At 62.5% G+C, this 26,115-nt stretch carries 21 protein-coding genes; 17 read left to right on the plus strand and 4 right to left on the minus strand.

The genetic code is table 11. From position 1 onward, the window contains the following. Window positions 1-33: 33 nt before the first annotated feature. On the minus strand, window positions 34-1,428 hold the full coding sequence (locus ACTJJN_RS22600; RefSeq protein ID WP_012053394.1) for a class II fumarate hydratase: 1,395 nt from the start codon (window positions 1,426-1,428) through the stop codon (window positions 34-36). Between the two features lie 154 nt (window positions 1,429-1,582). Between ACTJJN_RS22600 and ACTJJN_RS22605 the strand changes: the two genes are divergently transcribed. From ACTJJN_RS22605 to ACTJJN_RS22635, 7 genes are all read left to right on the plus strand, one after another. Then, window positions 1,583-2,107 (plus strand): DUF2059 domain-containing protein, encoded by a 525-nt coding sequence (locus ACTJJN_RS22605; protein WP_010952796.1) that lies wholly within the window; start codon window positions 1,583-1,585, stop codon window positions 2,105-2,107. A gap of 10 nt (window positions 2,108-2,117) precedes the next feature. Then, window positions 2,118-2,414, plus strand: coding sequence for a BolA family protein (locus ACTJJN_RS22610; protein WP_010952797.1), 297 nt, complete (start codon window positions 2,118-2,120; stop codon window positions 2,412-2,414). Window positions 2,415-2,549: 135 nt separating this feature from the next. Beyond that, window positions 2,550-3,482: an oxygen-dependent tRNA uridine(34) hydroxylase TrhO gene (gene trhO / locus ACTJJN_RS22615; RefSeq protein WP_012053393.1), complete on the plus strand. Its 933-nt coding sequence runs from the start codon at window positions 2,550-2,552 to the stop codon at window positions 3,480-3,482. 3 nt (window positions 3,483-3,485) lie between these two features. Next, on the plus strand, window positions 3,486-4,118 hold the full coding sequence (locus ACTJJN_RS22620) for a DsbA family protein (RefSeq protein ID WP_012053392.1): 633 nt from the start codon (window positions 3,486-3,488) through the stop codon (window positions 4,116-4,118). Continuing rightward, a complete protein-coding gene (locus tag ACTJJN_RS22625) occupies window positions 4,111-5,943 on the plus strand; it encodes an ABC transporter ATP-binding protein (protein ID WP_064614010.1) in 1,833 nt (610 codons plus the stop codon). The genes ACTJJN_RS22620 and ACTJJN_RS22625 overlap by 8 nt, the downstream gene beginning before the upstream one ends. Window positions 5,944-6,231: 288 nt before the next feature. Beyond that, entirely contained in the window at window positions 6,232-8,688 is a 2,457-nt protein-coding gene (locus tag ACTJJN_RS22630; RefSeq protein ID WP_012053390.1) for an EAL domain-containing protein, read from the plus strand. A gap of 30 nt (window positions 8,689-8,718) precedes the next feature. Further along, window positions 8,719-9,501 (plus strand): TenA family transcriptional regulator, encoded by a 783-nt coding sequence (locus tag ACTJJN_RS22635; RefSeq protein ID WP_440781626.1) that lies wholly within the window; start codon window positions 8,719-8,721, stop codon window positions 9,499-9,501. 84 nt (window positions 9,502-9,585) lie between these two features. Here ACTJJN_RS22635 and ACTJJN_RS22640 read toward each other — a convergent pair whose 3' ends face one another. The 3 genes from ACTJJN_RS22640 to ubiG all read right to left on the minus strand — a co-directional run bounded on the left by ACTJJN_RS22640 (window position 9,586) and on the right by ubiG (window position 11,769). Next, entirely contained in the window at window positions 9,586-10,326 is a 741-nt protein-coding gene (locus ACTJJN_RS22640) for a YciK family oxidoreductase (protein ID WP_012053388.1), read from the minus strand. A 70-nt stretch (window positions 10,327-10,396) separates the two neighbouring features. Next, the gene (gene mupP / locus ACTJJN_RS22645) at window positions 10,397-11,068 is read right to left on the minus strand and encodes an N-acetylmuramic acid 6-phosphate phosphatase MupP (RefSeq protein ID WP_003252659.1); all 672 of its coding nucleotides are present in this window, start codon (window positions 11,066-11,068) and stop codon (window positions 10,397-10,399) included. A gap of 2 nt (window positions 11,069-11,070) precedes the next feature. After that, window positions 11,071-11,769 (minus strand): bifunctional 2-polyprenyl-6-hydroxyphenol methylase/3-demethylubiquinol 3-O-methyltransferase UbiG, encoded by a 699-nt coding sequence (gene ubiG / locus ACTJJN_RS22650; protein WP_003252662.1) that lies wholly within the window; start codon window positions 11,767-11,769, stop codon window positions 11,071-11,073. Window positions 11,770-11,879: 110 nt separating this feature from the next. On the opposite strand from ubiG, the gene mtnA reads away from it, so the two are divergent. The 10 genes from mtnA (at window position 11,880) to ACTJJN_RS22700 (ending at window position 26,014) form a co-directional block, all read left to right on the plus strand. Then, complete coding sequence (gene mtnA / locus ACTJJN_RS22655; RefSeq protein ID WP_012053387.1) at window positions 11,880-12,956, plus strand: S-methyl-5-thioribose-1-phosphate isomerase; 1,077 nt, start codon at window positions 11,880-11,882, stop codon at window positions 12,954-12,956. Between the two features lie 331 nt (window positions 12,957-13,287). Continuing rightward, window positions 13,288-16,047 (plus strand): DNA gyrase subunit A, encoded by a 2,760-nt coding sequence (gyrA, locus tag ACTJJN_RS22660; protein ID WP_440781627.1) that lies wholly within the window; start codon window positions 13,288-13,290, stop codon window positions 16,045-16,047. Between the two features lie 176 nt (window positions 16,048-16,223). Next, entirely contained in the window at window positions 16,224-17,309 is a 1,086-nt protein-coding gene (gene serC, locus ACTJJN_RS22665) for a 3-phosphoserine/phosphohydroxythreonine transaminase (protein WP_440781628.1), read from the plus strand. 1 nt (window position 17,310) lies between these two features. Then, on the plus strand, window positions 17,311-18,405 hold the full coding sequence (gene pheA / locus ACTJJN_RS22670) for a prephenate dehydratase (protein WP_003252669.1): 1,095 nt from the start codon (window positions 17,311-17,313) through the stop codon (window positions 18,403-18,405). Window positions 18,406-18,593: 188 nt separating this feature from the next. Further along, window positions 18,594-20,801 (plus strand): bifunctional prephenate dehydrogenase/3-phosphoshikimate 1-carboxyvinyltransferase, encoded by a 2,208-nt coding sequence (locus ACTJJN_RS22675; RefSeq protein ID WP_256596052.1) that lies wholly within the window; start codon window positions 18,594-18,596, stop codon window positions 20,799-20,801. 5 nt (window positions 20,802-20,806) lie between these two features. After that, window positions 20,807-21,484: a (d)CMP kinase gene (gene cmk / locus ACTJJN_RS22680; RefSeq protein ID WP_003252672.1), complete on the plus strand. Its 678-nt coding sequence runs from the start codon at window positions 20,807-20,809 to the stop codon at window positions 21,482-21,484. A gap of 124 nt (window positions 21,485-21,608) precedes the next feature. Further along, a complete protein-coding gene (gene rpsA / locus ACTJJN_RS22685; RefSeq protein ID WP_003252673.1) occupies window positions 21,609-23,285 on the plus strand; it encodes a 30S ribosomal protein S1 in 1,677 nt (558 codons plus the stop codon). Window positions 23,286-23,896: 611 nt separating this feature from the next. Further along, entirely contained in the window at window positions 23,897-24,193 is a 297-nt protein-coding gene (gene ihfB / locus ACTJJN_RS22690; protein WP_003252675.1) for an integration host factor subunit beta, read from the plus strand. Window positions 24,194-24,214: 21 nt separating this feature from the next. Next, window positions 24,215-24,478 carry a lipopolysaccharide assembly protein LapA domain-containing protein gene (locus tag ACTJJN_RS22695; protein ID WP_003252676.1) on the plus strand — a complete coding sequence of 88 codons (264 nt, stop codon included), beginning with the start codon at window positions 24,215-24,217 and terminating at the stop codon, window positions 24,476-24,478. A 102-nt stretch (window positions 24,479-24,580) separates the two neighbouring features. Continuing rightward, window positions 24,581-26,014, plus strand: a complete 1,434-nt coding sequence (locus tag ACTJJN_RS22700) for an MBL fold metallo-hydrolase RNA specificity domain-containing protein (protein ID WP_440781629.1) — start codon at window positions 24,581-24,583, stop codon at window positions 26,012-26,014. The last annotated feature ends 101 nt before the right edge of the window (window positions 26,015-26,115 follow it).

The following is a 26,115-nucleotide window of genomic DNA, read 5'->3' on the forward strand; positions in this document are numbered from 1 at the left end:
CCCGCGAAAGGGCCGGTACAGGCTACAGAGCAGTCAGCCCTTGCCGCCTGGCGCCAGCATGTTCTCCGGCCGCACCCACTGGTCGAACTGCTCATTGGTCAGGTACTTCAACGCCAAGGCCGCCTCGCGCAAGGTCGTGCCCTCGCTGTAAGCCTTCTTGGCAATTTCCGCCGCCTTGTCATAGCCAATATGCGGGTTCAGCGCCGTCACCAGCATCAACCCGCGCTCCAGGTGCGCGGCCATCTGCTCGGCATCCGGCTCGATACCCGCCACGCAATGCTGCTGGAAGTTGCGGCAACCATCGGCCAGCAACTCGATGGATTGCAGCAGGTTATGGATGATCACCGGCTTGAACACATTCAGCTGCAAATGCCCCTGGCTGGCGGCAAAGCCGATGGCCGCGTCGTTGCCCAGCACCTGGCAGGCCAGCATCGACAGCGCCTCGCACTGGGTGGGGTTGACCTTGCCCGGCATGATCGAGCTGCCGGGCTCGTTGGCCGGCAGGCGCACCTCGGCCAGGCCGGCGCGCGGGCCGGAACCCAGCAGGCGCAGGTCGTTGGCAATTTTCATCAAGGCCACGGCCAGGGTTTTCAGGGCGCCCGCCAGGCTGGTCAGCGGTTCGTGGCCGGCGAGGGCGGCGAACTTGTTCGGCGCGGTGATGAACGGCAGGCCGGACAGCGCCGCCAGCTCGGCAGCGATGGCCTCGGCAAACCCCTGCGGGGCGTTCAGCCCGGTACCCACGGCAGTGCCGCCTTGGGCCAGTTCGCACACCGCCGGCAGGGTAGCGCGGATGGCGCGCTGGGCGTAATCGAGCTGGGCGACGAAGGCCGACACTTCCTGGCCGAAGGTAATCGGCGTGGCGTCCATCATGTGTGTGCGACCGGTTTTCACCAGCTGGTGGTGACGCATCGACAGCTCGGCCAGCCCTGAAGACAGTTCGGTGACGGCCGGCAGCAGCTTTTCCTGCACCGCCTGGGCTGCCGCAATGTGCATGGCGGTGGGGAAGCAGTCGTTGGAGCTCTGCGAGCGGTTGACGTGGTCATTGGGGTGCACCGGCGCCTTGCCGCCACGGCCTTTGCCGGCCAGTTCGTTGGCGCGTCCGGCAATCACCTCGTTGACGTTCATGTTGCTCTGGGTGCCACTGCCCGTCTGCCAGACGACGAGCGGGAACTGATCGTCGTGCTGGCCAGCCAGCACTTCATCGGCGGCCTGTTCGATCAGCCGAGCGATATCGGCCGGCAGGTCGCCATTGCGGTCGTTGACGCGCGCCGCGGCCTTCTTGATCAGTGCCAGGGCGTGCAACACCGCGAGGGGCATGCGTTCCTTGCCAATGGCGAAGTTGATCAGCGAACGCTGGGTCTGCGCACCCCAGTAGGCGTTCTCCGGAACTTCGACCGGGCCCAGGCTGTCTGTCTCGATACGGCTCATTCTGTACTCACTCCTGTGTAGTTCGAAATCGCAGTTTAGGCCCTGATTCGACCGAGCGGTTCCGTCGCTCGTCGTGCCACTTGAGCACATCGCCACCACGGCGCAGAATGCTCTACTCTGAGGTGCCCGCCTCCCTCTCTTTGAAGGAAATGCAATGACCCGTCTCCGTGTCCTTTGTGCCGCCGTTGCCCTGGTTTGCGCCAGCGGCCAGGTACTCGCTGCCACCGCCAGCCACAACGCTGCTGCCGAGAAATTCCTGACCCTGGCCAACGCCGACAAGCTGGGCACCCCGGTGTACATGCAAGTGCAGCAGATGTTCGCCCAGCGTTTCGCCCAGACCAAGGCCCCGGCCGCCAAGCAGCCGGTGCTGGAAAGCTACCAGGCCAAGGCCAATGCCGCGCTGGACAACGCCATCGGCTGGAACAAGCTGAAGCCGAAGATGGTCGACCTGTACACCCGGACCTTTACCGAGCAGGAGCTGAAGGACCTGGTCAAGTTCTACGAATCGCCGCTGGGCAAGAAAGTGCTACGTGAAATGCCCAAGGTCACCCAGCAGTCGGCACAGCTGACCCAGCAGAGCCTGGAGCCCGCAGTACCGGTGGTGAACAAGCTGCTGGAAGACATGACCAAAGAGCTGGACCCGAACGCAGGCAAGGCCGCCGCCCCAGCGAAGAAGTGAGTACGCAGCAATGACCATGCAACAACGTATCGAACAGCAACTGGCCGCGCTGGCGCCGCAACACCTGGAAGTGCTCAACGAAAGTCACATGCACAGTCGTGGTCAGGAGACCCACTACAAGGCCGTGATCGTCAGCGAGCAGTTCGCCGGGTTGAACAGCGTCAAGCGCCACCAGAAGGTGTACGCCACCATGGGTGAGCTGATGGGCGAGATCCACGCCCTGGCCATCCACACCTACACCGCCGAAGAGTGGGCCAAGGTCGGCGTTGCACCGGCCTCGCCCGTGTGTGCGGGCGGCGGGCACTGAAACCTTTCTGTTGTTCTGGTAGAATCCTGCAAAATCCGGGGGCCGCTTTGCGGCCCTNAGCGCCCCCATGCTTTTTCTATACCTGTCAAACCCGGTCCGCCCCTTACGAGGGCAACCACCTGGAGATTCCGTTACATGTCTCAAGCCATCGTCGTCGCGGCGCTGTACAAGTTCGTCACCCTGGAAGACTACGTCGAGCTGCGCGAGCCGCTGCTCAAGACCATGCTCGACAACAATGTCAAAGGCACCCTGCTGCTGGCCCACGAGGGCATCAACGGCACCGTATCGGGCACCCGCGAAGGCATCGATGGCCTGCTGGCCTGGCTGCGCAACGACCCGCGCCTGGTCGATGTCGACCATAAAGAGTCGTATTGCGACGAGCAGCCGTTCTACCGCACCAAGGTCAAGCTCAAGAAAGAGATCGTCACCCTCGGCGTGCCGGGCGTAGACCCCAACCAGGCCGTTGGCACCTATGTCGAGCCCAAGGACTGGAACGCCCTGATCAGCGACCCGGAAGTGCTGCTGATCGACACCCGCAACGACTACGAAGTGGCCATCGGTACGTTCAAGGGCGCCATCGACCCGAAGACCGAAACGTTCCGTGAGTTCCCGGAGTACATCAAGGCCAATTTCGACCCGAGCAAGCACAAGAAGGTCGCCATGTTCTGCACCGGCGGCATCCGTTGCGAAAAGGCCTCCAGCTACATGCTCGGTGAAGGCTTCGAGTCGGTCTATCATCTTAAGGGCGGCATCCTGAAATACTTCGAGGAAGTGCCTCAGGAAGAAAGCCTGTGGGACGGCGACTGCTTCGTCTTCGACAACCGGGTTACGGTGCGCCATGACCTGAGCGAAGGCGAGTACGACCAGTGCCACGCCTGCCGCCATCCGATCAATGCAGAGGAGCGCGCGTCCGAGCACTATTCGCCAGGTGTCAGCTGCCCGCATTGCTGGGACAGCCTGAGCGAGAAGACCCGGCGCAGTGCCATCGACCGGCAGAAGCAGATCGAGCTGGCCAAGGCCCGCAACCTGCCGCACCCGATCGGTTACAACTACAAAGCCGAGGCTTGAAGCATGTCTGCACGCCTGATCTATGTGATGGACCCGATGTGCTCCTGGTGCTGGGGTTTTGCGCCAGTGGCCGCGGCCCTGATCGCCCAGGCGCGTGAGGCAGGCGTGCCTGCCCGCTTGGTAACGGGCGGGCTGCGTACGGGCGGCAGCGCCCTGGACAGCTCCACTCGCAAGTACATCCTGGAACACTGGCAGGCGGTGGCTGATGCTACCGGCCAGCCGTTCCGCTTCGAGGGGGCCATGCCTGACGGCTTCGTCTACGACACCGAGCCGGCCTGTCGCGCCCTGGTCGCGGCACGCGAGCTGGATGCCGAGCGCGTCTGGCCGCTGCTGGCGTTGATCCAGCGTTCGTTCTACGAGCAGGGTACCGATGTGACCACCGCGCCGCAGCTGGTCGAGCTGGCCTCCCAGAGTGGCTTCGACCGTGCCGCGTTCGCCGAAACCTTCGCCCGTGCCGATACCCGCGCCGCCACCGCGGCCGACTTCGGCTGGGCCCAGGATCTGGGTATTGCCGGTTTCCCGACCTTGCTGGCCGAGCGCAATGGCCAACTGGCTTTGCTGACCAACGGCTACCAGCCGCTGGAGCGCCTGCAACCCTTGCTCGGCCGCTGGCTGCAGCAGGCCGCCTGTGCTTGATGTACCAGGGTCACCCGACCCGGTACCGGGCAAGCCATACACTGCGGGCGATCGACTGAGCTGGGCGGAAATCCGCCGCCTGGCCCTGCATCACAAGAAGAACCTCTGGTCCGCCAACCTCATTGCGTTACTGGCGGCGTGTTGCAGTGTGCCCATTCCGCTGCTGCTGCCGCTGTTGGTGGACGAAGTACTGCTCGGCCATGGCGATGCCGCGCTGAAGTGGATGAACCACCTGCTGCCGTCCAACTGGCAGGTAGCAGCCGGCTACATCGGCCTGATGCTGGCGCTCACCCTGTGCCTGCGCCTGGCTGCGCTGGCCTTCAACGTGATCCAGTCCAAGCTGTTCGCCGGGCTGGCCAAGGACATCGTCTACCGCCTGCGCATCCGCCTGATCGAGCGCCTCAAACGTATTTCGCTGAAAGAATACGAAAGTTTGGGCAGCGGTACGGTGACCACCCACCTGGTCACCGACCTGGACACCCTCGACAAGTTCGTTGGCGAAACCCTCAGCCGCTTCCTGGTGGCCATGCTGACACTGACCGGCACGGCGGCCATCCTGATCTGGATGCACTGGCAGCTGGCCTTGCTGATCTTGCTGTTCAACCCGCTGGTGATCTACTTCACCGTGCAGTTGGGCAAGCGGGTCAAACACCTGAAAAAGCTCGAAAACGACAGCACCGCGCGCTTTACCCAGGCGCTGGCGGAAACCCTCGATGCCATCCAGGAAATCCGCGCTGGCAACCGCCAGGGCTACTTCCTTGGCCGCCTTGGCCTGCGTGCCCGCGAGGTGCGCGATTACGCCGTGGACTCGCAATGGAAAAGCGATGCCAGTGGCCGTGCCAGCGGCTTGCTGTTCCAGTTCGGCATCGACATCTTCCGCGCGGCGGCCATGCTGACCGTGCTGTTTTCTGACCTGTCGATCGGCCAGATGCTGGCGGTGTTCAGCTACCTGTGGTTCATGATCGGTCCGGTGGAGCAACTGCTTAATCTGCAATATGCCTACTACGCCGCCGGCGGTGCGCTGAGCCGCCTCAACGAGCTGCTGGCGCGTGCCGACGAGCCGCAATACCCGGCCGCCAGCGACCCGTTCGCCGGGCGCGAAACGGTGGGCATTGACGTGCGCGACCTGCGCTTTGCCTATGCCGACGAGCCGGTGCTCGAGCACCTCGACCTGTCCATCGCTGCGGGTGAGAAGGTGGCGATTGTCGGTGCCAGCGGCGGCGGCAAGAGCACGCTGGTGCAGCTACTGCTGGGCCTTTACAGCGCCCAGGCCGGGACCATCCGCTTTGGCGGGGCCAGCCTGCAGGAAATCGGCCTGGAAACCCTGCGCGAGAACGTCGCGGTGGTGTTGCAGCACCCGTCGCTGTTCAACGACAGCGTGCGTGCCAACCTGACCATGGGCCGTGACTGCAGCGATGATGCGTGCTGGCAGGCGCTGCGCATCGCCCAACTGGATGCCACCATCGCCGCCTTGCCGCAAGGCCTGGACAGTGTGGTGGGGCGTTCAGGCGTGCGCTTGTCCGGTGGCCAGCGCCAGCGCCTGGCCATTGCCCGCATGGTACTGGCTGAGCCCAAGGTGGTAATCCTCGACGAGGCCACCTCAGCCCTGGATGCCGCCACCGAGTACAACCTGCATCAGGCCTTGGCGTGCTTCCTCAGCGGCCGCACCACGCTGATCATCGCCCATCGGTTGTCGGCGGTGAAACAGGCCGACCGGGTGTTGGTGTTCGATGGCGGGCACGTGGCCGAAGACGGCGACCATCAGCAGCTGATTGCCGAGGGTGGGTTATACGCCAAGCTTTACGGGCATCTGCAGCAGAGCTGATTATCTGGCTGCCTTCACCGGGCTTGTGGGAGCAACTGTCTTGCTCAATTTCTAAAAGCTGGTGCGATCCCTGTGGGAGCGGGCTTGCCCGCGAACACGGGCGAAGCCCGTGCCATCCACCGCGGTGTCTTCTTCGCGGGTAAACCCGCTCCTACAATGGCCAGCGCATACGCTGTACAAATTCCCCGATTCCTTGTCATAAAAATCCCCTCCACAGCGATGGCAAATGGCCTACGCTGTGCTTGTCTGGGTCGATTTACGCCTTATCTGCTCTGTGACAGGGACTCCATGAAGGGAAATCGCACACTCGAAGCGCCAAAGTTGCTCGGCATCACATGGCCTTTCATCGCCGTCGTGGTCCTTCAGGTGGCGTTGGGCAGCCTCAGCCTTTATACGCTCTCGGCCGTGCGCGCCTATGTCGCGGGCGAAAGCCTGTGGTCCAAGGCGCAGAAAGATGCCATCTACTACCTCAGTCTGTACGGCGAGACGCGCGACGACAGCACCTACCAACGCTATCGCCAGGCCATTACCGTACCGCAGGGTGACTATCGTCTGCGCGAAGTGCTCGACCACCCCAGCCCTGATCTGGACGCCGCACGACAGGCGGTTCTGCAAGGTGGCAACCACCCTGACGATGTCGAGCGGATCATCTGGTTCTACCGCAACTTTCGCCATGTCAGCTATATGCAGACAGCCATCGATTACTGGGACATCGGTGACGACTATCTGGCCAAGCTGGATGTACTGGCCGGTGAAATGCGTCAGCGTTTTGCCGATGGCCCGGTGGATGCCGACACCGTCAGCGACTGGAAGGCCCGCATTGTCGCCATCAACGAAGGCGTGACCCCGGCCGCCAAGGCGTTCAGTGATGCCTTGGGCGAAGGCTCGCGCATGTTGCTACGGGTGCTGCTGATCACCAACCTGCTGACCGCGATGTTCCTGATCGCCATTGCCTGGCGCCGCTCCAGCAAGCTGTTGGCCCAGCGCCAAGCCTTTGCCAGCGCCCTGCAGGAAGAAAAAGAGCGTGCGCAGATTACCCTGCAGGCCATCGGTGATGCGGTGATCACCACCGATGTCGAAGGCAGTATCGGCTACATGAACCCGGCCGCCGAGCAATTGACCCACTGGCAATCCGGGCAGGCCCAGGGCCTGCCGCTGTCGGCGCTGTTCAGCCTGGTGGACGAACACGCCGAGGAGGACGGGCGCAGCTTGGTCGAACAGGTGCTCAGCGGCAGCCTCAAGGGCGGCTCCGAGCATGCCCGGCTGATCCAGCGCCTGGACGGCAGTACCGTGTCGATCAACCTGGTCGGCTCGCCAATCGTCAATGATGGCCAGGTCAGTGGCATCGTGCTGGTGCTGCACGATATGACCCAGGAACGCCAGTACATTGCCAATCTGTCCTGGCAGGCAACCCACGACGCCCTGACCGGGCTGGCCAACCGCCGCGAGTTCGAATACCGCCTGGAGCAGGCGCTCAACGACCTGGCGCGCCAGGCTGGGCGGCATTCGCTGATGTTCCTTGACCTCGACCAGTTCAAGCTGGTCAACGACACCTGTGGCCACGCTGCCGGCGATGAGTTGCTGCGGCACATCTGCGCGGTGCTGCAATCTGGTCTGCGTGAGGGCGATACGCTGGCGCGGCTGGGCGGCGATGAATTTGGCGTGCTGCTGGAAAACTGCCCGCCCGACCAGGCCGAGCGCATTGGCGAACAACTGCGCCAGATGGTGCAGAGCCTGCACTTTGTATGGAAAGGGCGGCCGTTCGTGACCACGGTCAGCATTGGCCTGGTGCATATGGCCCAGGCCCCCGGTACCCTGGAGGCCTCGCTGCGCGCCGCCGACATGGCCTGCTACATGGCCAAGGAAAAGGGCCGAAACCGTGTGCAGGTGTACCACGCCGACGACAGCGAACTGTCCATGCGTTTTGGCGAAATGGCCTGGATCCAGCGCCTGCATGTGGCCCTGGAAGAAAACCGCTTTTGCCTCTACGCCCAGGAAATCGCCCCGCTCAAAACCTTCGAGGGCCCGGGCCATATCGAAATTCTGTTGCGCCTGCACGACGAAAGCGGCCGCACCATCCTGCCCAGCAGCTTCATCCCGGCGGCCGAGCGCTACGGCCTGATGACCGCGCTTGACCGCTGGGTGGTGCGCAATGTGTTCATGGTCATACGCCAGTGCCTGGAAGAAGGGCGTGAAGGGCCGTTGTCGACCTGTGCCATCAACCTGTCGGGGTCCAGCATTGGCGACGACAAGTTCCTTGAATACCTCCAGCGGTTGTTCGTCGAATACGCCATTCCGCCGCGAATGATCTGTTTCGAAATTACCGAAACCAGCGCCATTGCCAACCTGGGCAGCGCCATTCGCTTCATCAACGAGCTGAAAGGGCTGGGTTGCCGTTTCTCGTTGGATGATTTTTGCGCTGGCATGTCCTCGTTCGCCTATCTCAAGCATTTGCCCGTGGACTACCTGAAGATTGACGGGAGTTTCGTCAAGGATATGCTCGACGACCCGGTCAACCGGGCCATGGTCGAGGTCATCAACCATATCGGCCATGTGATGGGTAAGCGCACGATTGCCGAGTTTGTCGAAACACCCTTGATCGAGCAGGCCTTGCAGGAAATAGGCGTGGATTACGCCCAGGGCTACCTGATCGAACGCCCCCAGGTGTTCACCTGTGACAGTCTGCAGCGCCAACGGATCGCCGCCCGGCCTCTGTTGCAGCGAGCACCTGGCACGTTTCGCTAGTTGGAAATCACAAGGATCAAGGAGCTGAAAGTGATTGACGCATTCGTTCGTATCGGGCCTTTGGACCCCGCCAGTTACCCCCAATGGGCCCAGCAACTGATTGAAGACTGCCGCGAGAGCAAGCGCCGGGTGGTTGAGCATGAGTTTTATGCACGTCTACGCGATGGCCAGCTGAAGCAATCGACCATCCGTCAGTACCTGATCGGTGGCTGGCCGGTGGTGGAGCAGTTTTCGTTGTACATGGCGCATAACCTGACCAAGACCCGCTATGGCCGGCATCAGGGCGAGGACATGGCGCGGCGCTGGCTGATGCGCAACATCCGCGTCGAGCTCAACCATGCCGATTACTGGGTGAACTGGTGCCAGGCGCACGGTGTGCACCTGCACGAGTTGCAGGCGCAAGAAGTGCCGCCCGAGCTGAACGGCCTGAACGACTGGTGCTGGCGGGTGTGCGCCACCGAAAACCTGGCCATTTCCATGGCGGCGACCAACTACGCCATCGAAGGCGCGACCGGTGAATGGTCGGCGGTGGTGTGCTCGACCGACACCTATGCGCAGGGGTTCCCTGAAGAAGGGCGCAAGCGGGCGATGAAGTGGCTGAAGATGCATGCCCAGTATGACGATGCGCACCCGTGGGAGGCGCTGGAAATCATCTGTACCCTGGCCGGTGAGAACCCCACCCTGGGGTTGCGGACCGAGCTGCGCAGGGCGATCTGCAAGAGTTACGACTGCATGTTCCTGTTCCTGGAACGCTGCATGCAGCTGGAAGGGCGCCAGCAAGGCCGTATGCGGCCGGCGTTGGCTGCGGGCTGATCGCTTTCCTGTATCGGCCTCTTCGCGGGCTTGCCCGCTCCCACAGGTATGGCGCAGTCCTTGANCGAAGAGGCCGATGCAGGTTTATTGGGCGTTGAACGCCTGCCCGTTCACCCCTGTGCTGTCCGGCCCCATCAGGTACAGGTACACCGGCATGATCTCTTCGGGCAGCGGGTTGTTCTGCGGGTTCTCGCCAGGGTAGGCCTGGGCCCGCATCGCCGTGCGCGTGGCGCCTGGGTTGATGCTGTTGGCGCGCACCGGCGCCACGCCTTCCAGTTCATCGGCCAGGGTCTGCATCAGGCCTTCGGTGGCGAACTTCGACACGCCATAGGCGCCCCAGTAAGCCCGGCCCTTGCGCCCGACGCTGCTGCTGGTGAACACCACCGAAGCGTCTTCCGACAGCTTCAGCAGCGGCAGCAGGGTGCTGGTGAGCATGAAGGTGGCATTGACGTTGATGTGCATCACGCGCATGAAGTTGTCGCCCGACAGCTGTTCCAGCGGCGTACGCGGGCCGATGATCGACGCATTGTTGAGCAGGCCATCGAGGCGGCCGAACTGGCCTTCGATCATGGCCGCCAGCTCGTCGTACTGGTGTGGCAGGGCGGTTTCCAGGTTGAACGGGATGACTACCGGCTGTGGGTGGCCGGCGGCTTCGATCTGGTCGTAGACCTCGTTCAGGTTGGCCTCGGTCTTGCCCAGCAGCAGCACGGTGGCACCCAGTGCGGCATAGGCCCTGGCAGCCGCGGCACCAATGCCACGGCCGGCACCGGTAACCAGGATGACCCGGCCTTGCAGCAGGTCGGGGCGGGCGGTGTAGTCGAACATGGTTCTGTCCTTCGAGTTCGTGTGGGCGGCCGCTCCTACAAAGAGGCGGTGCCCGGTCATCGGTCTGGGTTCAGCAGCCGCACAGCGCGCTGTCGATCACTTTGCGCAGTTCCAGTGGGTGGTCCACCACCACGTCGGCACCCCAGTTGTTGGGGTTGTCCTCTGGATGAATATAGCCGTAGCGCACCGCCGCCGTGCGGGTACCTGCGTCGCGGCCAGACTCGATGTCGCGCAGGTCGTCGCCGACGAACAGCACACTGGCCGGGTCCAGGTTCAGCGTCTTGCAGGCCAGGATCAGCGGCTCGGGGTCGGGTTTGCTGTTTTTCACGTGGTCCGGGCAGATCAGCAACGCCGAACGCTCGGCCAGGCCCAGCTGCTGCATGATCGGCTCGGCGAAGCGCACCGGCTTGTTGGTGACGACGCCCCACAGCAGGTTGCCTTTCTCGATGTCGGCCAGCAGCTCGGCCATGCCCTCGAACAGCTTGCTGTGCACCGCGCAGTCGCGCTGGTAACGCTCGAGGAATTCCAGGCGCAGGGCCTCGAAGCCGTCAGCTTCCGGGTCCATGGCGAACGCAGTGGCGACCATGGCGCGGGCGCCACCCGAGATCACGCCACGGATCAGGTTGTCGTCAACGGCCGGCAGCCCGCGGTCGGCGAGCATGGCCTGGCAAATGGCGATGAAGTCCGGCGCCGTGTCCAGCAAGGTGCCGTCCATGTCGAAGAGTACTGCTCGCAAACGCATGCTTATTCCTCGCGCAGGGTCTGGATCATGTAGTTGACGTCGACGTCGCTGTTGAGCTTGTAGTGCTTGGTCAGCGGGTTGTAGGTGAGGCCGATGATGTCCTTCACCTGCAGGCCTGCATCGCGGCTCCAGGCGCCCAGCTCGGACGGGCGGATGAATTTCTTGAAGTCATGGGTGCCGCGCGGCAGCATCTTCAGGATGTACTCGGCGCCGACGATGGCCAGCAGGTAGGCCTTGGGGTTGCGGTTGATGGTGGAGAAGAACACCTGGCCGCCCGGCTTGACCATGCGGTAGCAGGCGCGGATCACCGAAGACGGGTCGGGCACGTGCTCGAGCATTTCCAGGCAGGTGACCACGTCGAACTGTTCGGGCATTTCCTCGGCCAGGGCTTCGGCGGTGATCTGCCGGTATTCCACCTGCACGCCGGACTCCAGCTGGTGCAGCTGAGCCACCGCCAGTGGCGCCTCGCCCATGTCGATACCGGTGACCGTGGCGCCGCGCAGGGCCATGGCTTCGCTGAGGATGCCGCCACCGCAACCCACGTCCAGCACTTTCTTGCCGGCCAGGCTGACGCGCTCGTCGATCCAGTTGACGCGCAGCGGGTTGATTTCGTGCAGCGGCTTGAACTCGCTTTCGCGGTCCCACCAGCGGTGGGCCAGCGCTTCGAACTTGGCGATTTCGGCGCGGTCGACGTTGCTCATTGAACAGTCCTCTGAAACTTCGCAAAATTGCGCCGGAGTATACCCGAGCGCTTGGCCGCGAGGGTCGCTATAATCGCCGGTTTTTGATATCCGAATGACGGGGAGAGGCGATGCGCGAGCGACTTTTGGCGGCGGAGAAGGTGACCGCGATCCGCTGGCAGGGCGGCGCCTTGCACCTGCTCGACCAGCGCCTGCTGCCGTCGGAGGAGCGTTGGCTGGCCTGCGACAATGTTGCGCAGGTGGCCGCAGCCATCCGTGACATGGCCGTGCGCGGCGCCTCGGCGATCGGTATTGCCGCAGCTTACGGCCTGGTACTGGCCCTTGAAGAACGGCTGGCCGAAGGCGGCGATTGGGAAATGGACCTGGAAGACGACTTTCTCACCCTCGCCGAAGCGCGTCCTACCGCCGCCAACTTGTTCTGGGCGCTGAACCGCATGCGCGAGCGTCTGCTGCGCCTGCGTCCGGAAGAAGACGTTCTGGCGGCGCTGGAGGCCGAAGCGGTGGCCATTCACGAAAGCGACCGTGAGGCCAACCTGACCATGGCCCAGCAGGGTATCGAACTGATCCGTCGTCATCAGGGCAATGCCCAGGCCCTGCTCACCTTCGGCAACGCCGGCGCCCTTGCCAGTGGCGGCTTTGGCACCGCACTGGGGGTAATCCGTGCCGGCTACCTGGAAGGCATGGTCGAGCGGGTGTATGCCGGTGAGACTCGCCCTTGGCTGCAGGGCTCGCGCCTGACGGCCTGGGAGCTGGCCAACGAGGGAATTCCGGTGACCCTGTGCGCCGACTCGGCGCTGGCGCATCTGATGAAGACCAAGGGCATCACCTGGGTGGTGGTGGGCGCGGACTGCATCGCTGCCAATGGCGACGTGGCCAGCAAGATCGGCACCTACCAGTTGGCGGTCAGCGCCATGCACCATGGTGTGCGCTTCATGGTGGTGGCGCCGAGCACCAGCATCGACCTGAACCTGGCAACCGGCGAGGATATTCCCCTGGAAGAGCGTGACGCCGACGAGTGGCTGGACTTTGGCGGTGCCCCGGCGGTACGGGATGTGCAGGTATTCAACCCGGTGTTCGACGTGACCCCGGCCGACCTGATTGACGTTATCGTGACCGAACGGGGTGTTGTCGAGCGCCCGGATACCGCCAAACTGGCCCAGTTGATTTGCCGCAAGCGCCTGCACTGATACCCCGGTAGAACGCGTACTTTGTGGGAGCGGCCTTGTGTCGCGATAGGGCCGNAAAATTGCCGGGGCTGCTGTGCAGCCCTATCGCGACACAAGGCCGCTCCCACAATGACCGTGCACTGCCGTACAGATCTCCCCACCGCCCCCGCCTTTGTGATAATATCCGGCAGTTTCCAAGACCGCCCAAAGTGGCGGCCTTCATTGCGCAGATCCATGGCACAACTCATTGATTTGTCGTAAGTCGTCGCACCCTTATGCGCTGCGGCGGCGAGCTTCGTTCGGCCCTTGATGGAGCTGCGAAGTTTCACCAGAAAAAGGAATCAGGCTTCTCATGGGCGAACTGGCCAAAGAAATCCTCCCGGTCAATATCGAAGACGAACTGAGACAGTCTTACCTCGACTACGCGATGAGCGTGATTGTCGGGCGAGCGCTGCCCGATGCGCGTGACGGCTTGAAGCCCGTGCATCGCCGCGTTCTCTATGCGATGAGCGAACTGGGCAACGACTGGAACAAGCCGTACAAGAAATCCGCCCGTGTGGTCGGTGACGTGATCGGTAAGTACCACCCGCACGGCGACACTGCGGTCTACGACACCATCGTGCGTATGGCCCAGCCGTTCTCGTTGCGCTACCTGCTGGTCGACGGCCAGGGCAACTTCGGTTCGGTGGACGGCGATAACGCTGCTGCCATGCGATACACCGAAGTGCGCATGACCAAACTGGCCCACGAACTGCTGGCTGACCTGCACAAGGAAACCGTCGACTGGGTGCCCAACTACGACGGCACCGAGCAGATCCCGGCGGTCATGCCGACGCGTATTCCCAACCTGCTGGTCAACGGCTCCAGCGGTATTGCCGTGGGCATGGCGACCAATATCCCGCCGCACAACCTCGGCGAGGTCATCGATGGCTGCCTGGCGCTCATCGACAACCCGGAAGTCACCATCGATGAGCTGATGCAGTTCATCCCTGGCCCGGACTTCCCGACTGCCGGCATCATCAACGGTCGCCAGGGCATCATCGAGGCCTATCGCACCGGCCGTGGCCGCATCTACATGCGCGCCCGCTCCGAGATCGAAGACATCGACAAGGTTGGCGGCCGCCAGCAGATCGTGATCACCGAGCTGCCGTACCAGCTGAACAAGGCGCGCCTGATCGAAAAGATCGCCGAGCTGGTCAAAGAGAAGAAGATCGAAGGCATCACCGAGCTGCGCGACGAGTCCGACAAGGACGGCATGCGCATCGTCATCGAGCTGCGTCGCGGCGAGGTGCCGGAGGTAGTGCTCAACAACCTCTACCAGCAAACCCAGCTGCAGAGCGTATTCGGCATCAACGTGGTGGCCCTGGTCGACGGCCGTCCGCGCCTGCTCAACCTCAAGGACCTGCTCGAAGCGTTCGTCCGCCACCGCCGTGAAGTGGTGACCCGCCGTACTGTATTCGAGCTGCGCAAGGCCCGTGAACGCGGCCATATCCTTGAAGGCCAGGCGGTCGCGCTGTCCAACATCGACCCGGTCATTGCCCTGATCAAGGCCTCGCCGACGCCGTCCGAAGCCAAGGAAGCCCTGGTTTCCACGCCGTGGGAATCCAGTGCCGTGCAGGTCATGGTCGAGCGCGCCGGCGCCGACGCCTGCCGCCCTGAGGACCTGCCGGAGCAGTACGGCCTGCATGACGGCAAGTACTTCCTGTCGCCGGAACAGGCCCAGGCTATTCTCGACCTGCGCCTGCACCGCCTGACCGGCCTGGAGCACGAGAAACTGCTGGCCGAGTACCAGGAAATCCTCGAGCAGATCGGCGAGTTGATCCGCATCCTCAGTAGCGCCGAGCGCCTGATGGAAGTGATTCGCGAGGAGCTGGAGGCCATCCGTGCCGAGTACGGCGATGTGCGCCGTACCGAAATCCTCAATGCCAGCCACGACCTCAACTACGGCGACATGATCCCGGAAGAAGAGCGCGTGGTCACCATCTCCCATGGTGGTTATGCCAAGACCCAGCCATTGTCCGCCTACCAGGCCCAGCGCCGCGGCGGCAAAGGCAAGTCGGCGACCGGCGTGAAGGACGAGGACTACATCGAGCACCTGCTGGTCGCCAACAGCCATGCCACCCTGTTGCTGTTCTCCAGCAAGGGCAAGGTGTACTGGAAGAAGACCTACGAAATCCCCGAAGCGTCCCGCGCTGCCCGCGGTCGTCCGCTGGTCAACCTGCTGCCGCTGGAGGAGGGTGAGCGCATCACCGCCATGCTGCAGATCGACCTCGAAGCGCTGCAGCAGAACGCCGACCTCGACGAAGAGCTGGACGAGGCTGATGACACCGTGCTCGAGGGTGAGCTGGTGGAGGCCGAGGAAGTCGACGAAGAAGACGGCGACACCCCGGAGTGGGTTGCAGAGCCGACCGGCGCGTACATCTTCATGGCGACCGCTTCCGGTACCGTCAAGAAGACCCCGCTGGTGCAGTTCGCCCGTCCGCGCTCCAACGGCCTGATCGCCCTGAAGCTGAAGGAAGGCGACACCCTGATTGCCGCGGCCATCACCGATGGCGCCAAGGAAGTCATGATGTTCTCCGACGCTGGCAAGGTCATCCGCTTTGCCGAGAGCGTCGTGCGTGAAATGGGCCGCAACGCCCGTGGTGTGCGCGGCATGAAGCTGGGCAAAGGTCAGCGGATCATCTCGATGCTGATCCCGGAGTCCGGCTCGCAGATCCTCACCGCCTCCGAGCGTGGCTTTGGCAAGCGCACCCCGCTGTCCAAGTTCCCGCGTCGCGGACGCGGTGGCCAGGGTGTGATCGCCATGGGTACCAAAGGGCGCAACGGCCTGCTGATTGGGGCTATCCAGGTGCAGGAAGGCGAGGAGATCATGCTGATTTCCGACCAGGGCACGCTGGTTCGCACCCGGGTTGGCGAGGTGTCCAGCCTGAGCCGCAATACCCAGGGTGTTACGCTGATCAAGCTGGCGGCCGATGAGACACTGGTGGGCCTGGAGCGTATCCAGGAGCCGTCCGAGGACGAACTCGATGAAGTGATCGAGGCGGACGAGGGGGGTGTCGAAGCCGAAGCGCCAGACGAAGCTGCAGGCGCCGAAGAGGCCCCGCAAGAGTAATCAAGCGTGAAACCCGAACGGGGCGACCAAGGTCGCCCCGTTTGACTGATAACAGCTGGCAAAGCCCGGCCTTNATGGCACCGGCTTTGCCGGTGTTCGCGGGCTCGCCCGCTCCCACAGGGTCGCTGCTAACCCATGTGATAGTTTTTGTTCTATTTGGCAGAGCGAGAGTGGATGTGAGCAAACGAGCCTTTAACTTCTGCGCAGGCCCTGCCGCGCTTCCTGACGCTGTCCTGCAGCGCGCACAGGCCGAGATGCTGGACTGGCGTGGCAAGGGGTTGTCGGTGATGGAAATGAGCCATCGCAGCGACGATTACGTGGCCATCGCCGAAAAGGCCGAGCAGGACCTGCGTGACCTGCTGTTCGTCCCCTCCAACTACAAGGTGCTGTTCCTGCAAGGGGGCGCCAGCCAGCAGTTCGCTGAAATCCCGCTGAACCTGCTGCCGGAAAACGGCACGGCCGACTACATCGAAACCGGTATCTGGTCGAAAAAAGCCATCGAGGAAGCGCGCCGTTTCGGCAACGTCAACGTCGCCGCCACTGCCAAGCCTTACGACTACCTGGCCATCCCCGGCCAGAACGAGTGGAACCTGACCCAAAACGCTGCCTACGTGCACTATGCGTCCAACGAGACCATCGGTGGCCTGCAGTTTGACTGGGTGCCGCAAACCGGTGACGTGCCGTTGGTGGTCGATATGTCGTCCGACATCCTCTCGCGCCCGATCGATGTGTCGCAGTTCGGCCTGATCTACGCCGGCGCGCAGAAGAATATCGGCCCAAGCGGCCTGGTGGTGGTGATCGTGCGCGAAGACCTGCTGGGTCATGCCCGCAGCAGTTGCCCAACCATGCTCGACTACAAGGTTTCGGCTGACAACGGGTCGATGTACAACACCCCGGCCACCTACTCCTGGTACCTCTCTGGCCTGGTCTTCGAGTGGCTGAAAGAGCAGGGTGGTGTTGAGGCCATGGAGCAGCGCAACCGTGCCAAGAAAGAGCGCCTTTACGGGTTTATCGACCGCAGCGAGTTCTACACCAACCCGATCAGCGTCAACGCCCGTTCGTGGATGAACGTGCCGTTCCGCCTGGCTGACGAGCGCCTGGACAAGGCCTTCCTCGCTGGCGCCGACGCGCGTGGCCTGCTCAACCTCAAGGGGCACCGTTCGGTGGGCGGCATGCGCGCCTCCATCTACAACGCCCTGGGCCTGGAAGCGGTAGAAGCGCTGGTAGGCTACATGGCTGAATTCGAGAAGGAGCATGGCTGACATGTCCGAACAGGAGCTCAAGGCGCTGCGCGTGCGCATCGACAGCCTCGACGAGAAAATCCTCGAGCTGATCAGCGACCGCGCCCGCTGCGCCGAAGAAGTAGCCCGGGTCAAGACGGCCTCGCTGAAGGAAGGCGAGAAGCCGGTGTTCTACCGTCCCGAGCGTGAAGCTGCGGTGCTCAAGCGCGTGATGGAGCGCAACAAGGGCCCGCTGGGCAACGAAGAGATGGCGCGGCTGTTCCGCGAAATCATGTCGTCGTGCCTGGCCCTTGAAGAGCCGCTGAAAATCGCCTACCTCGGCCCTGAAGGCACCTTCACCCAGGCGGCGGCCATGAAGCACTTCGGCCACGCGGTGATCAGTCGGCCGATGGCGGCCATCGACGAAGTGTTCCGTGAGGTGGCGGCCGGTGCCGTCAACTTCGGTGTGGTGCCGGTGGAAAACTCCACTGAAGGTGCGGTCAGCCACACCCTGGACAGCTTCCTCGAGCATGACATGGTGATTTGCGGTGAGGTCGAGCTGCGTATCCACCACCACCTGCTGGTGGGCGAGAATACCAAGACCGACAGCATCACCCGCATCTACTCCCACGCCCAGTCGCTGGCCCAGTGCCGAAAGTGGCTGGACGCGCACTACCCGAACGTGGAGCGCGTGGCCGTATCGAGCAATGCCGAAGCGGCCAAGCGGGTCAAGGGTGAGTGGAATTCGGCGGCGATCGCCGGCGATATGGCGGCCAACCTGTACGGCCTGACCCGTCTGGCCGAGAAGATCGAAGACCGCCCGGACAACTCCACGCGCTTCCTGATGATCGGTAACCAGGAAGTACCGCCGACCGGCGACGACAAGACCTCGATCATCGTTTCGATGAGCAACAAGCCAGGTGCGTTGCATGAGTTGCTGGTGCCGTTCTATCAGAACGGCATCGACCTGACCCGCATCGAGACACGCCCGTCGCGCAGCGGCAAGTGGACCTACGTGTTCTTCATCGACTTCGTCGGTCACCACCGCGACCCGCTGATCAAGGCGGTGCTCGAGCAGATCAGCCAGGAGGCTGTGGCGCTGAAGGTGCTGGGCTCTTATCCGAAGGCGGTGCTTTGATCTGAGGTTGTTGGGGCCGCTTCGCGCCCCATTGCGACACAAGGCCGCTCTCACAGGTGTAGCGCATTGTGGGGCGGCCTTGCGTCGCGATGGGCTGGAAAGCAGCCCCAATGGCTCTTACCGGCTGTCCAGATTTCAGAACAGGGTTCGCACCAGTGGTAAATGCAGCAAAAACCAAACCCGCGCCAATCATCAACCGCCTGGTCGTGGTCGGTCTCGGCCTGATCGGCGGCTCGTTCGCCAAAGGCCTGCGTGAAGGCGGCCTGTGCCGCGAAGTGGTCGGTGTCGACCTGGATGCCCCCTCGCGCAAGCAGGCCGTGGCCCTGGGCGTGGTCGACCGCTGCGAAGAAGACCTCGCCGCCGCTTGCGTGGGCGCCGATGTCATTCAGCTGGCCGTACCGATCCTGGCCATGGAAAAAGTCCTCGCCCGCCTGGCCCAGCTCGACCTGGGTGATGCAATCATCACCGACGTCGGCAGCGCCAAGGGCAACGTCGTGCGGGAAGCGCGTGCCGTCTTCGGTGATCGCCTGCCGCGCTTCGTCCCGGGCCACCCCATTGCCGGTTCCGAGCAGAGCGGGGTAGAAGCCTCCAATGCCACCTTGTTCCGCCGGCACAAGGTCATCCTCACGCCGCTGGCCGAAACCGACCCCGCCGCGCTGGCCCTGGTTGACCGCCTGTGGCGTGCGCTGGATGCCGATGTGGAGCACATGTCGGTCGAGCGCCATGACGAAGTACTGGCCGCCACCAGCCATCTGCCACACCTGCTGGCCTTTGGCCTGGTCGACTCACTGGCCAAACGCAATGAAAACCTCGAGATCTTCCGGTACGCTGCGGGTGGATTCCGCGATTTCACAAGAATCGCCGGCAGCGATCCGACCATGTGGCATGACATCTTCCTCGCCAACCGCGACGCTGTCCTGCGCACGCTTGATACATATCGCAGCGATCTCGACGCCCTGCGCGACGCGATCGCTGAAGGGGATGGGCACCAACTGCTGGGTGTATTCACCCGCGCACGGGTTGCCCGCGAGCATTTCAGTAAAATCCTGGCCCGCCGGGCCTATGTGGACGCTATGAACGCCAACGATCTGATTTTCCAGGCCCAACCGGGTGGCCGCCTGAACGGGCGGATCCGTGTACCGGGCGACAAGTCGATTTCCCATCGCTCGATCATGCTCGGCTCGCTGGCCGAAGGTACTACCGAGGTCGAAGGCTTCCTCGAAGGCGAAGATGCGCTGGCGACCCTGCAGGCATTCCGTGACATGGGTGTGGTCATCGAAGGCCCCAACCACGGTCGTGTGACCATTCACGGCGTGGGCCTGCATGGCCTCAAGCCGCCACCTGGGCCGCTGTACGTAGGTAACTCCGGTACTTCGATGCGCCTGCTGTCGGGCCTGTTGGCCGGTCAGTCGTTCGATGTCACCATGACCGGCGACGCCTCGCTATCCAAGCGCCCGATGAACCGTGTGGCCAACCCGCTGCGCGAAATGGGTGCTGTGGTCGAGACCGGCCCGGACGGCCGCCCGCCGCTGACCATCCGCGGTGGCCACAAGCTCAAAGGGCTGACCTACACGCTGCCAATGGCTAGCGCCCAGGTCAAATCCTGCCTGCTGCTGGCCGGCCTGTACGCCGAAGGCAAGACCACTGTCACCGAGCCTGCACCTACCCGTGACCACACCGAGCGCATGCTGCGCGGTTTTGGCTACTCGGTCGACAGCCATGGCCCGGTGGCCTCGCTGCAGTCCGGTGGCAAGCTGACCGCTACCCGGATCGAAGTGCCGGCTGACATTTCCTCGGCCGCGTTCTTCCTGGTCGCAGCCTCTATCGCTGAAGGCTCCGAGCTGGTGCTGGAGCATGTCGGCATCAATCCGACCCGTACCGGCGTGATCGACATCCTGCGCCTGATGGGCGGCGACATCACCCTGGAAAACCAGCGTGAAGTGGGCGGCGAACCCGTGGCCGACCTGCGTGTGCGCGGTGCCAAGTTGAAGGGTATCGACATTCCTGAAGCGTTGGTGCCGCTGGCCATCGACGAATTCCCGGTATTGTTCGTGGCTGCAGCCTGCGCTGAAGGGCGTACCGTGCTGCGTGGCGCCGAAGAGCTGCGGGTGAAGGAGTCCGATCGCATCCAGGTGATGGCTGATGGCCTCACCACCTTGGGCATCAAGTGCGAGCCGACCCCGGACGGCATCATCATCGACGGCGGCCAGTTGGGCGGCGGCGAAGTGCATGGGCATGGTGACCACCGCATCGCCATGGCCTTCAGCGTGGCTTCGCTGCGCGCCAGTGCGCCAATTCGCATTCACGACTGCGCCAACGTCGCCACCTCGTTCCCCAACTTCCTGGCGCTGTGCGCCGAAGTGGGGATTCGCGTGGCAGAAGAGGGCAAGTCGTGAATTCAATGGCACCGGTTATCACCATCGACGGGCCAAGCGGCTCGGGCAAGGGCACAGTCGCCGGGCTGATTGCCCGCGAGCTGGGCTGGAAGCTGCTGGACTCCGGCGCGCTGTATCGCTTGCTGGCATTCAATGCCAGCAACCACGGCGTCGACCTGACCAACGAAGAGCTGCTGACCAAACTTGCCGCCCATCTGGATGTGCAGTTCATTGCTGCCGAGCCCGGTAAGCTGCAACAGATCATCCTTGAGGGTGAGGACGTCAGCAACGTCATCCGTACCGAAACCGTCGGTGCTGGTGCATCGATGGTGGCCTCGTTGCCGGCAGTGCGTGATGCGCTGCTGGTGCGTCAGCGTGAGTTCCGCGAAGTGCCGGGGTTGATTGCTGACGGTCGCGACATGGGTACCGTGGTGTTCCCGGATGCGCCCTTGAAGGTCTTCCTCACCGCCAGCGCGGAGGAGCGCGCACGTCGCCGCTACCTGCAGTTGAAGGGCAAGGGTGAAGATGTTAGTCTGTCAAGTCTGCTGGATGAGATTCGTGCGCGTGATGAGCGCGACACCCAACGTGCAGTGGCCCCGCTGAAGCCAGCGGCCGATGCCATTCAGTTGGACTCTACCGAGTTGTCCATCGAGCAGGTGTTGCAACGTATCAGAAGCGAGATCGCCCAGCGCGACCTTATCTGATAGCCAGGAAAGCAGGCAGGGGCACCAGTCAACGTCCTGCCGGCTTTCCTTTACTTAAAACGAACCCACATTGTCTGGAATGTGGTTATGGGCGTTTGTTTCGCCCGAATCTACAGGAATTAAAATGAGCGAAAGCTTTGCAGAACTCTTTGAAGAAAGCCTGAAAACCCTCAATCTTCAGCCGGGTGCGATCATCACCGGTATCGTTGTCGACATCGACGGCGACTGGGTTACCGTACACGCTGGCCTGAAGTCCGAGGGCGTCATCCCGCTCGAGCAGTTCTACAACGAAGCTGGCGAGCTGACCATCAAGGTCGGTGACGAAGTTCACGTTGCGCTGGACGCGGTCGAAGACGGCTTTGGCGAAACCAAGCTGTCCCGTGAAAAAGCCAAGCGCGCCGAGTGCTGGATTGTTCTGGAAGCAGCTTTCGCCGCCGAAGAAGTGGTCAAGGGCGTTATCAACGGTAAGGTTAAGGGCGGCTTCACTGTCGACGTTAACGGCATCCGTGCGTTCCTGCCGGGCTCCCTGGTTGATGTCCGCCCAGTGCGTGACACCACCCACCTGGAAGGCAAAGAGCTGGAATTCAAGGTCATCAAGCTGGACCAGAAGCGCAACAACGTTGTCGTTTCCCGTCGCAGCGTGCTGGAAGCCGAGAACAGCGCCGAGCGCGAAGCCCTGCTGGAAACCCTGCAGGAAGGCCAGCAAGTCAAAGGTATCGTCAAGAACCTCACCGACTACGGCGCATTCGTGGACCTGGGCGGTATCGACGGCCTGCTGCACATCACCGACATGGCCTGGAAGCGCATCAAGCACCCGTCGGAAATCGTTAACGTTGGCGACGAAGTCGACGTACGCGTTCTGAAGTTCGACCGTGAGCGCAACCGCGTTTCGCTGGGTCTGAAGCAGATGGGCGAAGATCCGTGGGTAGCTATCACTGCCCGTTACCCAGAAGGTACTCGCGTACAGGCTCGCGTTACCAACCTGACCGACTACGGCTGCTTCGCTGAGCTGGAAGAAGGCGTTGAAGGTCTGGTACACGTTTCCGAAATGGACTGGACCAACAAGAACATCCACCCGTCGAAAGTCGTTCAGGTTGGCGACGAAGTGGAAGTCATGGTTCTGGACATCGACGAAGAGCGTCGTCGTATCTCCCTGGGCATCAAGCAGTGCAAGTCCAACCCATGGGAAGACTTCTCCGGCCAGTTCAACAAGGGTGACAAGATCACCGGTACCATCAAGTCGATCACCGACTTCGGTATCTTCATTGGTCTGGACGGCGGCATCGACGGCCTGGTTCACCTGTCCGACATCTCCTGGAACGAAACCGGCGAAGAAGCCGTGCGTCGTTTCAAGAAGGGCGACGAGCTGGAAACTGTCATCCTGTCGGTTGACCCAGAGCGCGAGCGCATCTCCCTGGGCATCAAGCAGCTGGAAGACGATCCGTTCTCCAACTTCGTTGCTGTCAATGACAAGGGCGCTATCGTCAAGGGCATCGTGAAAGAAGTTGACGCCAAAGGCGCCATCGTCACCCTGGCCGACGACATCGAAGCCACTCTGAAAGCTTCCGAAATCAGCCGTGACCGCGTTGAAGACGCGCGTAACGTTCTGAAGGAAGGCGAAGAGATCGAAGCCAAGATCATCAGCGTTGACCGCAAGTCCCGCGTTATCAGCCTGTCGATCAAATCGAAAGACGACGCTGAAGAGCGCGAAGCTATCCAGAGCCTGAAAAACGCTCCGGAAGCTGCTGCCGACACCACCATGGCTGCGCTGCTGCGCGAAGCAATGGCCAAGCAGAACTGAGTTCTGTTTGATCGGTAAAAAGGGCGACCCTCGGGTCGCCCTTTTTTTATGCTCGGCAATCAGGCGGCGCGGCGGATGGCACCGGCTTCGCCGGTGTTCGCGGGTAAACCCGCTCCTACACCGATGGCGCTGGATCACACTCGCCTCAGGCCGACGCCCCCCCCCATTGTAGGAGCGGGCTTGCCCGCGAATCAGGCGGCGCGGTGGATGGCACCGGCTTCGCCGGTGTTCGCGGGTAAACCCGCTCCTACGCCGATGGCGCTGGATCACACTCGCCTCAGGCCGACGCCCCCCCCCCCATTGTCGGAGCGGGCTTGCCCGCGAATCAGGCGGCGCGGTGGATGGCACCGGCTTCGCCGGTGTTCGCGGGTAAACCCGCTCCTACAACGACGGCGCTGGATCACACTCGCCTCAGGCTGACACGCCCCGTTGCAGGAGCGGGCTTGCCCGCGAATCAGGCAGCGCTGGCCTGCCTGAGTGGTAGACCATTCTTGAATTACTTCAATCTTGAATTTTTTTATTAAGTCAAGATCCACCCTGTTCAAATCCTTCCCAGCGTGCTACAAACTGGATAAGCAATGATCTAGCTGCTTGATAACGAAGGGAAAAATATGACGAAGTCGGAGCTGATCGAACGTATTGTCACCCATCAGGGGCTGCTCTCGTCCAAGGATGTGGAGCTGGCCATCAAGACCATGCTTGAGCAGATGTCGCAATGCCTGGCTACCGGCGATCGCATCGAGATCCGCGGTTTTGGCAGCTTCTCGCTGCACTATCGCGCCCCCCGCGTGGGCCGTAACCCGAAGACCGGCCAGTCGGTCAGCCTCGAAGGCAAGTTCGTGCCGCACTTCAAACCCGGCAAAGAGCTGCGTGATCGGGTCAATGAAGAAGACGAGGCTGAAGCCTGATCTACCAAGGAGAGAATTCTGATGCGTAACCTCAAGCGCGCCCTGGCGGCAGTGTTCGTGCTGCTGTTGGCGGCTGTGGTGCTGTTCTTCGTGCTGGAGAACCAGCAAGCCGTGTCATTGGTCCTGTTCGGTTGGGCTACGCCAGCCATGCCGGTTGCTGTTCTGGTATTGGCTGCCTTGGTCATTGGCCTGGCGGTCGGGCCGTTGCTGGGGGCTTACGGCGTGCAGCGCAGCAAGCGCAAGATCAGGGCTTCTGCCCGTCAGGCGGCACTGAACGGCAACTAAGGAAGTTTCCTACACCTACTAAAGAAAGGTTCACCTATGCATGCGTCGGCCGTCATGGAGTAATAGTCCACTTCATTTTCGGTCCAGGCGAGTGTGCGCAGCATGGAATATCCCAGCCTTTCCCATCACGGTGGTACCCGGGGTGTCACCGGGTCCTGTCACCAGCTGCACCTCGGCCCATCCACCAGTTTGCTGGTCGACTGCGGGCTGGAACAGGGAAGTGATGCGCCGCCCGGTGCAGCATCCGCCCCCCTCGGTTTTGATATCCAGGGTATTCAGGCCCTGGTCATCACCCATGTCCACCTCGACCATGTTGGGCGCATCCCTGCGCTGCTGGCAGCGGGTTACCGTGGCCCTATCCTGTGCAGCGAGCCCTCGGCCCGGCTGCTGCCGCTGGTACTGGAAGACGCCTACAAGCTGAGCATCAGCAGCGAGCCTGCGCAGGTGGCGCGCTATCTCGACTTCATCCGTGACCTTATCGTGCCGCTGCCCTTTGAGCAGTGGCACACGGTGGTTGAGTACCCTGGTCTTGCCTGCCGTATTCGCCTGCAGCGTGCAGGGCATTTGCTGGGTTCCGCTTATGTCGAGTGTGATATGCAGCATGAGCACACCAACACCCGGTATGTGTTTTCTGGTGACCTGGGCGCTTGTGGCAACCCGCTGCTGCGCCCGGTGCAGCCTCCGGAGCGTGCCGATGTGCTGGTGCTGGAAAGCACCTACGGCGACCGCCTGCACCCACAGGCAGGCGACCGCCGTCAGCGGCTGGAAGACGCCATCGACCGAGCCCTCGCCGACAAGGGCACCCTCCTGATTCCCGCATTCAGTCTTGGTCGTACCCAGGAGCTGCTGTACGAGTTGGAAGACATTCTGCACCGCAAAGCCTTGCTGAACACTACCGGTCCGGCTCCGGACGGTGAGCCAATCGACTGGTCACAGTTGCCCATCATCCTCGATTCGCCCTTGGCTCAGCGCATCACCCGCGTGTACCGGGAGCTGCACGAATACTGGAATGCAGAAGCCAGGGCGCGTGTTGCAGCAGGGCGTGATCCACTCGGCTTCAGCCAACTGATCAGTGTGGACACCCATGCCCGCCACCAGCAGGTGGTGAACTACCTCAAGAGCACTGGGCGACCGGCGATCGTGATTGCCGGCAATGGCATGTGTTCGGGTGGGCGTATCGTCAATTACCTCAAGGCCATGCTGGGGGATTCGCGGCATGAGGTGATGTTTGTGGGGTACCAGGCTAAGGGGACGCCGGGGGCGGTAATCCAGGCGAGTGAAGGGGCAGAAGGGTTTGTGCAGATTGATCTGGATGGGCAGATGTACGAAATCCGGGCGAAGGTGGTCACGGTGGGTGGGTTTTCGGGGCATGCTGATCAGGCGGGGTTGGTCGGTTTTGTCAACGCAATGTCGCGCGTGCCGGGGCGGGTTGTGTTGGTGCACGGGGAGCAGCGTGCGAAGCTGATTTTGCAGCAAGTTCTCAGGGCTAGCCGAGAAACGCATAACCCATGCTTTGAGGTAATTATTCCTGAATAAAGCGGGTTGGCCATTGAACGTTCACGCGCGCAGTTGTCTCAAACCTGCCATTTGAGTTTCGCCGCCCGACGATGCAGTTGCTAAAACGGCGGTTGAACAGC

It is taken from the genome of Pseudomonas sp. 22515 (assembly GCF_052044625.1).
Classification (GTDB): Bacteria; Pseudomonadota; Gammaproteobacteria; order Pseudomonadales; family Pseudomonadaceae; genus Aquipseudomonas; species Aquipseudomonas alloputida.

Coding starts and splice junctions, on each gene's coding strand:
- ACTJJN_RS22600 (WP_012053394.1), bottom strand. CDS start 1,428: ATGAGCCGTATCGAGACAGACAGCCTGGGCCCGGTCGAAGTTCCGGAG.
- ACTJJN_RS22605 (WP_010952796.1), top strand. CDS start 1,583: ATGACCCGTCTCCGTGTCCTTTGTGCCGCCGTTGCCCTGGTTTGCGCC.
- ACTJJN_RS22610 (WP_010952797.1), top strand. CDS start 2,118: ATGACCATGCAACAACGTATCGAACAGCAACTGGCCGCGCTGGCGCCG.
- trhO (WP_012053393.1), top strand. CDS start 2,550: ATGTCTCAAGCCATCGTCGTCGCGGCGCTGTACAAGTTCGTCACCCTG.
- ACTJJN_RS22620 (WP_012053392.1), top strand. CDS start 3,486: ATGTCTGCACGCCTGATCTATGTGATGGACCCGATGTGCTCCTGGTGC.
- ACTJJN_RS22630 (WP_012053390.1), top strand. CDS start 6,232: ATGAAGGGAAATCGCACACTCGAAGCGCCAAAGTTGCTCGGCATCACA.
- ACTJJN_RS22640 (WP_012053388.1), bottom strand. CDS start 10,326: ATGTTCGACTACACCGCCCGCCCCGACCTGCTGCAAGGCCGGGTCATC.
- mupP (WP_003252659.1), bottom strand. CDS start 11,068: ATGCGTTTGCGAGCAGTACTCTTCGACATGGACGGCACCTTGCTGGAC.
- ubiG (WP_003252662.1), bottom strand. CDS start 11,769: ATGAGCAACGTCGACCGCGCCGAAATCGCCAAGTTCGAAGCGCTGGCC.
- mtnA (WP_012053387.1), top strand. CDS start 11,880: ATGCGCGAGCGACTTTTGGCGGCGGAGAAGGTGACCGCGATCCGCTGG.
- gyrA (WP_440781627.1), top strand. CDS start 13,288: ATGGGCGAACTGGCCAAAGAAATCCTCCCGGTCAATATCGAAGACGAA.
- pheA (WP_003252669.1), top strand. CDS start 17,311: ATGTCCGAACAGGAGCTCAAGGCGCTGCGCGTGCGCATCGACAGCCTC.
- cmk (WP_003252672.1), top strand. CDS start 20,807: ATGGCACCGGTTATCACCATCGACGGGCCAAGCGGCTCGGGCAAGGGC.
- rpsA (WP_003252673.1), top strand. CDS start 21,609: ATGAGCGAAAGCTTTGCAGAACTCTTTGAAGAAAGCCTGAAAACCCTC.
- ihfB (WP_003252675.1), top strand. CDS start 23,897: ATGACGAAGTCGGAGCTGATCGAACGTATTGTCACCCATCAGGGGCTG.
- ACTJJN_RS22695 (WP_003252676.1), top strand. CDS start 24,215: ATGCGTAACCTCAAGCGCGCCCTGGCGGCAGTGTTCGTGCTGCTGTTG.
- ACTJJN_RS22700 (WP_440781629.1), top strand. CDS start 24,581: ATGGAATATCCCAGCCTTTCCCATCACGGTGGTACCCGGGGTGTCACC.